The organism is Desulfocapsa sulfexigens DSM 10523, from assembly GCF_000341395.1.
In the GTDB taxonomy this organism is placed as follows: Bacteria; Desulfobacterota; Desulfobulbia; order Desulfobulbales; family Desulfocapsaceae; genus Desulfocapsa; species Desulfocapsa sulfexigens.
In genome coordinates, this window is record NC_020304.1 from 314,780 (window position 1) to 326,926 (window position 12,147).

Below are 12,147 nucleotides of genomic sequence, written 5' to 3' on the forward strand. Positions count from 1 at the left end.
GGATTTTTATTGTGCAGACAACAAGCAACTGGCGGGCCAACTTCCTCCTCCTCCTTACCGCAATGATATGGGGTTCTTCCTTCGTTGCCCAGCGTCAGGGAATGGAGCATGTCTCACCCTTTACCTTTAACGGGCTACGCTTTCTCGTTGGCGCTGTATCTCTTCTCCCCATCCTGTTCCATAGCAGGTCTAAAGAGTACAACAGCACAGGGACAATGCCACTACTGTCATGGCCGATCATCGCAGGAGGCTTCTCCCTCGGTCTGGTTCTTTTTGCCGGTGCATCACTGCAACAGATAGGAATAGTCGAAACAACTGCAGGTAAAGCAGGGTTTATCACCGGACTTTATGTCATTATTGTTCCTCTGCTGGGACTCTTCGGAAAACAGAACACAAGATTCGGCACCTGGCTTGGTGCGTTGCTCGCTGTCATCGGGATGTATTTTTTAAGTGTCACCGATGATCTCAGCCTTTCGAGAGGTGACCTGCTGGTTCTTTGCAGCGCACTGTTCTGGGCAATGCACGTGCAATTAATTTCCAGACTGTGCCAGAAGCACGATGCCCTGCAGCTCTCCTTTTATCAATTTCTCTTCTGTGCCCTTTTCAGCCTGCTGACAGCCCTTCAATGGGAGACAATATCCCTGGCTGGAATTCGGGGTGCACTGTTTCCCATCTTCTACACCGGAATTTTCTCAGTGGGAATTGCCTACACGCTGCAGGTTGTTGCCCAGAAAAAGGCGCACCCCGCTCACGCTGCCATCATCCTCAGCCTTGAATCTGTTTTTGCGGTCCTGGCCGGCTACTTTATTCTGGGAGAAATACTTACCCCCCGAGGACTCTTTGGCTGTAGCCTGATGCTTGCAGGAATGCTCCTGTCACAACTGCTCACCAGCAGAAATAGTGATCAAATACTAAGAGGTTCACGGTGGTACAGAAAAATATTGAACTGACGGTTCTCTGTGAAAACAGTGTAGCGGGCCCCTTCGGCCTTACCGGGGAGCATGGCTGGGCAGTTGGAGTGACCACCTCAGCCACCCGTATGCTTTTTGATACAGGACAAGGATTGGGGATACTCCGCAACAGTGAAATCCTTGAGTTTGATCTCAGCAGGGTTGAAACCATTGTCCTCAGCCACGGCCATTATGACCACTGTTCCGGATTAGCTCTGGTATTGCCACTCACCGGAAAAACAGATGTTCATATTCACCAACAGGGCTTTGGCAGACGTTGCCACAGATACAAAGGCACGATCAGAGATATAGGAATCATGGAAAAGCAGAGTAGCCTTGAATCCCTTGGCGCGCACTTCATATTCAACAAAGATTTCACGAAAATAGAAGACGGGATATATCTCAGTGGAGAAATCCCCCGCCTCACCACATTTGAAGAGCCGGACCCAAGACTTGTACGGGCAGATACAACGGAGGAACTCTTTCCCGATCCACTCCTTGATGACCAGACCCTGATTCTCGACAGCAGGGAGGGATTAATACTTATCCTTGGCTGTGCCCATGCAGGATTAATCAATATCCTCCATCATGTTCAGCAACAGCTGCCAGGCAGACCGATCCACACAATTATTGGCGGAACCCACCTTGGTTTTGCCTCTGATGAACAGTTTAATGCCACGGTGAAGGCCCTGAGCAATTTTAACATCAAATGTCTTGCTGCAAGTCACTGCACCGGTCTGGAACGTGGAGCAGACCTGGCACAGGCATTTGGCAGCATATTTCGCTTTGCACCCGTGGGCACGAGACTACAGTTCGCCTGATTATGCTTCAGCACCATTCCACAGCACAGGAAGCATACTGCACACACTGCGGCAGTGCTCACACACTCCCCCGTGAACCGGCTATAGCAGCGGCAAAAGACCTGATGGCACGCATGGATCTGGAGCTTGCCACGGATACCCTCTATGGGGATGCACGGGGCAAAATGTTCGGGGTACTTGTCTGCCGCACTCCCCACGGCAAGCTCACTACCTTAAAAGCCTTTTCGGGACAGTTTAATGGGCAATGGGAGCTTCAGGGCTGGGTCCCTCCCCTCTTTAACGTGAAGGACTTTCACGCCCTCAACGACCCGGTGGAAAAGCAGATCAAAGCCCTTGGCAGAGAAGCTGAATCCAGCAGTGATCCAAGCATTCTTGAGAAACGCAGACAGCTCTCCAGGAAACTGATGAAGGATATTCACGCACTCTACAGGCTTCACAATTTCAGGGGCCAACAGTCTTCCCTTGCCGAGCTGTTGCAGGGCCGGGGAATTGCAACGGGAACAGGAGACTGTTGCGCTCCCAAACTGCTCAATTTTGCCGCTCAAAATAATCTCCATCCCCTGGCAATCGCTGAATTCTACTGGGGGAAAACGAATAGATCTGCAACCAGACATGAAGGAAATTTCTATCTGGCCTGCACGGACAAATGCGGCCCCATTCTTGGATTTCTCCTCTGCGGCCTGGAAAAATCGTGAGAATATGGGAGAAATCACCATTCTCCACGCCTATCCTGAGTTTCTGGTCATAAACAAACCGTGGGGCCTCCTTTCGGTACCTGAAATCGATCCGGAGGAGAAGGTAAAAAAACTTATTTGACAGTTCTCCCAGTGAAGATGTAGAATTAATTTCTTGTTAAAATTTAATTTCTACCTATCTGGAGAACCAATGAAAATCAGCGACATACCAATCCGTTGGAAAGTTCTTACTCTTGCATTACTCGGTCCTGTCATTGTGGCCGGGATTCTCGCAGCTCAGCGGATCAGTGATATCCGAGATGGAGCCGAACAGGCTCTGATTGACAAGAGCATAGGCATCACTCTGATGGCTGAGGCCACTCGGGACCGGATGGCTGACAAGATGCGTCTTGGTGTCATAAAGCCCTTCGACGAAATGGACCCGCAGCAGATAGTTGAAGCAGTGCCTATTGTAACTGCCCTTCAGGTTGCTGCTGACAAGGCCCAGGAAGCCGGCTATGAATTCCGATCGCCTAAAGTTTCCCCACGTAACAGCAAGAACACCCCCACTGAGCTGGAAAGAAGTGTCCTGGCTGAATTCAAAGAAGGAAGCATAGACCACAAAGTAATAGTGGAAGAAGATCAGATACGTTACTTCAGGCCAATCAGGCTAACCGAAGAATGTCTCTTCTGTCACGGTGATGACAAGGGTGACGAAGATGTTACCGGAGGTATCAAAGAGGGGTGGAAGGTAGGAGAAATACATGGTGCCTTTGAGATCATCAGTTCTCTTGAAGAAACCAACAAGGCGGTTGCTGCAGCAAAAATAACCGTTGCACTTTCAGTACTCATTATACTCGTGGTCATTGGACTGTTCTCCTGGTTTATCCTGCGGGTAAGCATTATCAGACCGTTGGATCAGGCCAAAAAGTATATTGACAAAATATCTCAGGGTGACCTGACGGTATCCGTAACAGAACCATCAAAAGACGAATTTGGCCAGATTCTTGAACGACTGGGTCATATGGCAAGAAATCTCCGGGACATGGTCGCTGAACTATCTACCACTGGACAATCGCTGGAATCCTCTTCTGCCCGAATGGGAAAACTGGCCGATGAATTTGCAGGAGGAGCCGATGATACCGCAGGAAGATCTCAAACCGTAGCCGCTGCTGCGGAGGAAATGAGTGCCAACATGAATACCGTTGCTGCAGCAACAGAAGAGGCGTCCATAAACATTTCTCTTGTTGCCACTGCCACAGAAGAAATGACTTCTAATATCAATGGTATTGTCAGTAATACGGAGAAGGCACAGGAAATCACAAAACTGGCAGTTAACGAAGCAAGTTCAGCGTCTGAGAAGGTTGACGAACTTGGAAAAGCTGCCAGAGAAATTGGAAAGGTAACAGAGACCATAACCGAAATTTCAGAACAGACTAATTTGCTGGCACTGAATGCTACAATTGAAGCTGCACGTGCAGGAGAAGCCGGAAAAGGTTTTGCTGTTGTTGCCAATGAGATCAAAGATCTTGCCAAACAAACAGCAGAAGCCACAGGTGAAATCAAAAAACGGATCGATTCTATTCAAAACTCTACAAACTCAACCGTCAGCCAGATTGAACAGATCACCACTGTTATCACAAATGTTGATGCCATTGTCGCAACCATAGTTGATGCAGTAGATGAGCAGTCAGCTACAACAAGTGAGATAGCTGAAAACATCAGTCAGGCTTCCGCCGGTATCATGGAGGTAACTGAAAACGTAGCTCAGGTTTCAGCAGTTTCCGGCGAAGTTGCCAGGGATATTGCCGAGGTCAGTGAATCTGCTGGAGTTATAGCTACTGGAACAACGGAAATAAAAGAGAGTGCTATCGAACTCAGCCGGCAGTCTGCTATCCTGCAGAGCATTGTTAATCGCTTTAAAATGTAAGCAAGACCCACCGTATTTAGTGCATAGCTTGCAGGCATAGGTCCAGAATTGGAGTAATGAATTCCAATTCTGGACTTCCTGTCATGACTGCCATTTCTAAGATTGACGCTTTCGCCACTCCTCCCATGGGGTAATTAACCATAGAAATGGCCCATTAACTCCCACTCATTGCACTAGAAAGTATTCACATCTGACCTCTGCAGATAAATACGAATCATTTAACACTTTTGGTTTCTTCCGGATCCCGTTGAAGATTACAATAATATCAGGATGTACCATGAAAAAACCTGCCAATCACTCGTTTGTATTGCTTGTTCTTCTATTTCTCCTGTTGTCTCCCCTTACCGTGATCGGACAGCCAAAGGACACAGCACCCAGAGTGCTTATTCTGCTCTCCTATGACCAGAAAAACCCATGGACCGCAGCTCTCCTCGAAGGCCTGGAAGCAGGGTTGGCCACTGCGGAACCGGAGCCTGAGCTCTATATTGAATATATGGACAGCAAACGGCACAGCCAGGAAGTTCTTTTTTCGCAGCTGAAAAAGCTCTACCGGACAAAATACGGCGCCATGACCTTTGACCTTATTATCCTTGGAGACAATAACGCCTTTGATTTTTTTCTTCCCCTTCGTACATCGCTGTTTCCCGGTGTCCCGGTGGTGTTCTGTGGTGTCAACAACTTTTTCCCTGCTTCCATCGAGGGCCACGACAAGATTACAGGAGTAGTGGAAAAATCAAATATTCTCGAGACAATACAACTGGCCCTGAGCCTGCAGCCTGACACCAGGCATGTTGCGGTTCTCTCCGACAACACCCCCACCGGACTGGCATACAGAAAAGAGCTATTAGAAAGTATGTCGGCTTTGGGAAATCGAGTGAGTTTCATAGATCTCTTCAATCAGACGGAAAAGGAATTGATACGTTCCCTGGCCGACTTACCCCAAAAGAGTATTGTCCTCCTGATTTCCTTCTATCGTGATCGTAACGGAAAACAGCTCAGCATTAGGGAACAGCTGCAGCTGATTCAGAATAATACCAGCCATCCAGTTTATGCATTGTGGGATCTCTATCTGGGCCGGGGAATTGTGGGCGGTGCCCTCAGCACTGGCCATTCCCAGGGAAAAGATACTGCGCTGCTGGGCCTCCGGATCCTTGCAGGAGAGGACATGAATCAACTTTCTGTGCTCCAGACAAGTCCCAACATCCCCACGGTTGATTACAGGATGATGCAACAACATGGTTTAGCTCTGAAACGGCTCCCCGAAGGAACTGTCATCCTCAATAAGCCAGGCTCTTTTTACAGTGACCACAAACAGATTATATGGCTGACCCTACTTCTGCTGCTGCTTCAAACGCTGATCATTGTTTTCCTCATTCACACTATTCGTCGCCGCAGACTTGCTGAACTCCAGTTACAGGAGCAAAAAGATCATTTACAGGATCTCGTAACCCAGCAAACTGCTGAGCTTTCAGCGACCAATACCGAGCTGCTTGAAAAAGTAACCAGCCTCAATAATTCTCTGCAGCAGGAAGAAAACCTGACCAGGATTATTGAAGACTCCCTTAATGAGATTTTCCTCTTTGATACCACGAGCTACAAGTTTGTCTTTGTAAATACAGGAGCCCTGCAAAATATCGGATACACCATGGATGAACTCCTTGAGATGACTCCTCTGGATATCAAGCCCGATATCAAAAAAGCCTCTTTTGAAGAAATCATCGCCCCTTTGCTCAGCAAAAAACAGGAAAATGTCGTTTTCGAGACACTTCACAGGCGTAAGGATGGCTCCACCTACACGGTGGAAATCCACCTCCAGCAATCGGTGTATCGTTCCCAGCCTGTCTTTGTGTCCATTGGGCTCGATGTCACAGAGCGAAACAAGAGAGAGGAAGCTCTTCTGCAGAGTAATGGACAATGGGATCGAACCTTCAACTCCTTTACTGATATTGTAACTCTTCAGGATAAGGATTTGTTAATAATTAAAGCAAACCAGGCCGCCTGTACCACCCTCGAGCTCCCCTGTGACTCCATTGTCGGCCGTCATTGTTATGAACTTTTTCACGGTGCATCGGAGATCTGCCCGGATTGTCCCACCCTCGAGACACAGAAGAGTTTAAAACCCTACAGCCGGGAGATTTACCATGAAAAACTCAACAAAACCTTTCTGGTCTCTGCAGCTCCTGTCCTGGATTCTCAAGGAAAACTGGAATATATTGCCCATGTGGCCAAAGACATCACTGCCTGGAAACAGCTGGAAGACCGGCTTCTTCTTTCTGAAAAGATGACCAGTGTTGCCGGTCTTGCTGCCGGGGTCGCCCATGAAATCAACACCCCGCTTTCGGGTATTCTTCAGTCGGAACAGCTGATCCGGATGGGGCTTTCCCCGGATACTCCGCCAAACCTGAAAGTGGCTGAAAAGCATGGCGTAAACCTCTCCTCGGTACAGGCTTATATGAAAGAACAGGAGCTTGATTTTTTTATGGATGGCATCAGGTCTTCTGCTCTCAAGGCATCACAGATCATCAAAAGTCTCCTTGATTTCAGTCGTCCCCAGGATGGGAGCTTTTCAACCAGTGACACTAACGCACTGGTTAAAGATGCAGTGGCCCTGGCAAAATCTGACTATAACTTACGGAAAAAACATGACATTATCAACATCAATATCGTTGAGGAATATGATAGGAATCTTCCACTTCTTTTCTGTGCGAAGGTGGAAATTGAGCAGGTCCTTCTGAATCTGATAAAAAATGCGGTTCAGGCCATGGCAGAAAACAAGATGAGAAAACCCCGCCTTATCCTGCGTACTTTGCAGGTAGGAGAGGTTATCCGTATTGAAGTGGAAGACAATGGTCCGGGAATGGAGAATGGTTTAAAAAAACAGATCTTCAACCCATTCTTTACCACCAAGGAGATTGGAGAGGGTACAGGCCTTGGCCTTTCGGTCTCTTACACCATTATTTGTGAAAAACACCATGGAAAGATCTGGGTGGAGAGTGAAGCTGGTAAGGGCGCCAGATTTGTTGTGGAGTTACCCATAAAACAGTAAAGAAAATCCAGGTGACCGAATACCAGCAATCCTGTCGCACATGAATAGTGTTACAGAGAAGGGACACCTTTAAGGTGATGGCAAGCTACCTGGAAGAGGATAATATTGCGAGTATTTAAGATTTTCCTTACACATAAAACTTGCGTTTATCTTTTAGGAGTGATAACTAACTGAGAAAATTTTCATTAAGATAAAAGATCAGGCCTTAGATGTACACTCCCCTCAGCAATGGGCCCGTATCATCACTTAGTAACAGCGAGCAACTATGCCTGAAAAAAACATATCCCGTTGGATCTGGACAATGGGCTATCGGGCCAAGGCCCTGACAATAGTCTCTACCACCATTCTTATCCTCGCCTGTGTCACCCTCTTCTACGGCATCAGGGAGCACAACAGAACCATAGAGTTGCTGATTGCAAAGACTGAAGCGGATATTCACGCCACAGTGAGAGAGGCTCGGCATCGATCCCTCACAGACTATGAGAAACGACTGCAAACCTTTCTTCAGGTGAACCCGGAGATTATCACGGCCTTTGCAGAACATGACCGTGAGCGTCTTTATGCTCTCAGTCTGCCCCGTCTCAAGACACTGCAACGGGAAAACAAATTGTTCAGCAATATCCACTTTCATCTGCCCGATGGAACCTCCTTTCTTCGCGTAAATGATCCGGAGCACTGGGGAGACAACCTTCTACAGGACAGACCTTCACTGAAAAAAATCCATGCGGAACGAACCCCGCTTTCCGGCTTTGAAATCGGAGTCCATGGCGGATTCTTTCGGGTCATAGCCCCGGTCTTTCTGCGGGAACGTTATATCGGAGCAATGGAATTTGGTTTGGATATGCATCAGTCCGTTGATATAATACAAAGAATACTGCGCATGCCGACAACCAGCTGTTTTCCGATTGAACACTGGAAACACGCCGTTCAGTTCACTAAATTTCCAATGGTTTATCGTGGCCAGTATGCGATCAACAGCCATGGGGATCCAATTTATGCCAAGCTCCCCTCTAATCTCCCCATGGATCGGGAGTATCATAGCCGCGTTGAGATCGAGGGAAGTCATTATATCGTTCATACCCACCAAATTTTCAATGATTTTGAGAAGAGGGAAATCGGGGGCTTGATTATACTCCAGGACATCACTGACCTTATCCTCAACAAGCGGCATTTTATCGCACAAGCCATCATTTTTACCATCTTTTTCCTGGTACTGGGCATTACTGTACTCCATCTCAGTTTCAACCGACTCTTTGGAAACATGGAAAGAGAGGTCGCAAAACGGGAGGAGGCAACAGCCAGCATGGAGCGTGCGGCACGCCAATGGACTGCCGCCATGGATTCTGAAAGTGATGCGGTCTACATCCTGGATCTTGATCGAAAGCTCATCCAGGCAAACAGGGCCTTTTATAAAGCAATGGCCACGGATATGGAAACGGCCTTGGGCCGTCCCATTGAAGAGATCGTTCACCCCCATGGGGAAACTGCGCCCTGCCCCATCGCCCAGGCCCAGAAAGAACTGCGGGATGGACAATTTCTGCGGGAGGTGGATGACCCGGATAATTCCAGCGGCCTGCCTTTGGAAATTACTGTGACAATCATAAGAGATCATGACGATAAACCTCTTAGTATTTTTATGCGGCGTCACGACCTCAGTGAACAACGGGCAGTGGAAAACCGGTTGCGTAAGAGCAAGGAAGAATGGGAACGAACCTTTGATTCTATTGCAGATCTGGTAACCATTCAAGACAAGAACATGCAAATTGTAAGGGCAAATCGGGCAGCGGAAGAATTTTTTCAGGTGAAGCGCGGAGGTTTGAGTGGTCTGTACTGCTATGAGGTCTTTCGCGGCAAGAACAGCCCCTGCCAGGATTGCCCAATGCTCAGTATCAAAAAAGATAGTAAAGAGCACCCTCCCATTATTCACCATGACAACCTGCAAAAGACCTTTCATATCTCCTCATCCCCCCTGCTTGATGCCGATGACAACGTTGAATACCTGGTGCATATTGCCAGGGATATCACGACCCAGAAGGCGCTTGAGGAGGAGCTGTATCAGGCACATAAAATGGAGGCCATCGGCACAATGGCCGGTGGTATTGCCCATGACTTCAATAATATTCTTGCTGCCATCGTCGGCTTTGCGGAGTTAGTACGTGCTGATCTGGCCGAGGGCAGTCCGTCACGGGAAGATATGGATCAAATTATTCAGGCGGCAGACAGGGCGAAAAGTCTGGTACAGCAGATACTCAGCTTCAGCCGAAAAGGCAGTCACCAGCTGCAGATTTTTGCCCCCTCATCCGTTGTCCACGAGGTGGCGAAGCTGCTGCATTCCACCCTGCCAAGCACGGTAACCATAGAAGAGACCATTGAAAAGGATACCGGAACAATCAATGCGGATCCGACCCGGATCCACCAGATCGTTATGAACCTCTGCACCAATGCTTTCCATGCCATGGAGGGAGAAAAAGGTATCCTTGGTATCAGTCTGCAGCAACAGGAGATCACCAGTGAAGCCGCCCATAACAAAAAAATTCCACCGGGAAATTATGTCGTTCTTGAGGTGAGAGATACGGGATGTGGTATGGATAAAACAACACAGGAACGGATTTTTGACCCTTTTTACACCACCAAAACGGTTGGCAAGGGAACCGGGATGGGGCTCTCTGTTCTCCATGGAATAGTCAAAGACTACCATGGGTTTATTGAAGTTGAGAGTTGTAAAGGGATAGGCAGTACATTCCGCGTCTATTTTCCATCCGTAAAGACGACCGACGAACCACTTCCTGTCCACACGGAAAAAAACACAAAGGCTGCAGATATTCCAGGGAGTGAAGAAATTCTTGTTGTTGATGATGACCCACTGCTTGTCCGTATTAACGGGCGTCTTCTCGGGGATCTCGGCTATCGGGTGACGGAAATGACCTCCAGTACAGAGGCTCTGGAAAAAGTACGCCTGGAACCGCACCGCTTTGATCTCCTTATCACCGACCAAACCATGCCACAACTCACCGGAACCGAACTGGCCGCCTCGATAATGAAGATCAGCCCGAAGACAGCGGTGATCATGTGCACCGGACACTCCGGCCTGGTTTCAAAAGAAGATGCACTGGCCATGGGTATCAACCGTTTTGTCTACAAACCAATTAAAGGGATGGAATTAATTGAGGCTGTGCGCGAGGTTTTGAATGAAACCCGGAGGGCTTCAAGGTCCTGACGTTCCTGTTTTTTTTGCCATGGTAATTCTACACAAAAAACATAGCCGGAGACCCCGCCCTACATGATATTTCTGTTGGTCGGCCCATATCTTCGGAGTCTCCTACCTCACTGGGGCTTCCGTCTAATCCTGCCTCACGGGAGCACCCTTGCCATCGGCGGGTCATTTTGTTACCTTCCAAAACGTCACATCGCCCCCCTTAGAGGAAACTCCCCCCACCAGGCCCGCATCTTAGCTTTGTGTTGGGCATCAATAACCCGAGCTTAGAATTATCATGGCAATACTTTTTTTTATCACCGGGCTGATCTTTTTAATTGTCGGTGCGGAAGCATTAGTGAGGGGCTCATCCCGCTTAGCGGCTGCTGTAGGTATATCACCACTGGTCATCGGGCTGACTGTCGTTGCATTTGGTACCAGCTCACCTGAACTTGCGGTAAGCATCAAATCAGCGCTATCCAACCAGGCGAGTCTTGCCGTTGGAAACGTTATTGGAAGTAATATTTTCAATGTTCTCTTTATTCTCGGCCTTTCAGCCTTGATTGTGCCACTTTCCGTATCGCAACAACTGGTCCGGCTTGATGTACCTCTAATGATAACAATCTCGGTTGTTGTCCTTGTTTTATCGCTGGATGGAATTTTCAGTCGCACTGATGGTCTCATGCTGGTCACAGGTCTCGCTACATACATCTCTTTTTTGATTTACCAAAGCCGCAGGGAAAACTCTCATGTGCAAGAGGAGTATGCGAAAGAATTTGGGACTGAAAAAAATGTAACAAACAGCTGGACTAAAAACATCGTCATGGTCCTTAGTGGCCTCGCACTGTTGGTGCTTGGCTCGCGCTGGCTCGTCAACGGAGCAGTCTCCTTTGCCCAATATCTGGGTGTCAGCGAACTGGTTATCGGGTTGACGATTGTTTCAGCCGGTACATCCCTCCCTGAAGTTGTTACCTCCGTCATTGCCGCGGTTCGCGGCGAGCGGGACATTGCTGTTGGGAATGTTATTGGCAGTAATATCTTCAACATTATGGGCGTACTTGGATGTGCCAGCATAGTGGCGCCAATGGGCATCGAGGTGGCCACTGCGATCTCCAGGTTCGATATTCCGGTAATGATCGCTGTAGCCTTTGCATGCCTGCCAATATTCTATACAGGTGGTTTGATTAGCAGAAAAGAGGGTGCATTGTTTCTCAGCTACTACGTGGCCTATACCTTTTATCTCGTCTTCGCCGCATCTCACCATGACGCATTGCCTGTTTTTAATGCAGCCATGCTCTACTTCATAATCCCTCTAACTATGGTCACACTGATCATTGTGGCGTTACGGGAAATGCACAACAGGAAAAATCGTTCGGAATGAAACCGGAGACATACAAATCCGACATCCAGAAATATTCCTCAAATATTTAGTAGTAACAATTACAGAGACGAACATAGAGGATTGTTAAATGTCTTTCATCAGAGAAGATAATATCGGCAAAAGCAGCTTTATTGGATGAAACAGAAACCACT

Annotated in this window: 7 protein-coding genes; all 7 read left to right on the plus strand. The window is 48.0% G+C overall.

Annotated features, from left to right (window positions below):
• Positions 1-11 precede the first annotated feature (11 nt).
• A complete protein-coding gene (locus UWK_RS01335; RefSeq protein WP_228130028.1) occupies positions 12-950 on the plus strand; it encodes a DMT family transporter in 939 nt (312 codons plus the stop codon).
• Positions 926-1,771: an MBL fold metallo-hydrolase gene (locus tag UWK_RS01340; RefSeq protein ID WP_015402549.1), complete on the plus strand. Its 846-nt coding sequence runs from the start codon at positions 926-928 to the stop codon at positions 1,769-1,771. The genes UWK_RS01335 and UWK_RS01340 overlap by 25 nt, the downstream gene beginning before the upstream one ends.
• A 2-nt stretch (positions 1,772-1,773) precedes the next feature.
• Positions 1,774-2,466: a hypothetical protein gene (locus UWK_RS01345; RefSeq protein WP_015402550.1), complete on the plus strand. Its 693-nt coding sequence runs from the start codon at positions 1,774-1,776 to the stop codon at positions 2,464-2,466.
• Between the two features lie 190 nt (positions 2,467-2,656).
• Positions 2,657-4,375, plus strand: a complete 1,719-nt coding sequence (locus tag UWK_RS01350) for a methyl-accepting chemotaxis protein (protein WP_015402551.1) — start codon at positions 2,657-2,659, stop codon at positions 4,373-4,375.
• A gap of 277 nt (positions 4,376-4,652) precedes the next feature.
• Positions 4,653-7,421: an ATP-binding protein gene (locus tag UWK_RS18035; protein WP_015402552.1), complete on the plus strand. Its 2,769-nt coding sequence runs from the start codon at positions 4,653-4,655 to the stop codon at positions 7,419-7,421.
• 265 nt (positions 7,422-7,686) lie between these two features.
• Positions 7,687-10,638 (plus strand): response regulator, encoded by a 2,952-nt coding sequence (locus UWK_RS18040; RefSeq protein WP_052326944.1) that lies wholly within the window; start codon positions 7,687-7,689, stop codon positions 10,636-10,638.
• Positions 10,639-10,912: 274 nt separating this feature from the next.
• Entirely contained in the window at positions 10,913-11,995 is a 1,083-nt protein-coding gene (locus UWK_RS01365; protein ID WP_015402554.1) for a calcium/sodium antiporter, read from the plus strand.
• Positions 11,996-12,147 lie beyond the last annotated feature (152 nt).

Coding starts and splice junctions, on each gene's coding strand:
- UWK_RS01345 (WP_015402550.1), top strand. CDS start 1,774: ATGCTTCAGCACCATTCCACAGCACAGGAAGCATACTGCACACACTGC.
- UWK_RS01350 (WP_015402551.1), top strand. CDS start 2,657: ATGAAAATCAGCGACATACCAATCCGTTGGAAAGTTCTTACTCTTGCA.
- UWK_RS18035 (WP_015402552.1), top strand. CDS start 4,653: ATGAAAAAACCTGCCAATCACTCGTTTGTATTGCTTGTTCTTCTATTT.
- UWK_RS18040 (WP_052326944.1), top strand. CDS start 7,687: ATGCCTGAAAAAAACATATCCCGTTGGATCTGGACAATGGGCTATCGG.
- UWK_RS01365 (WP_015402554.1), top strand. CDS start 10,913: ATGGCAATACTTTTTTTTATCACCGGGCTGATCTTTTTAATTGTCGGT.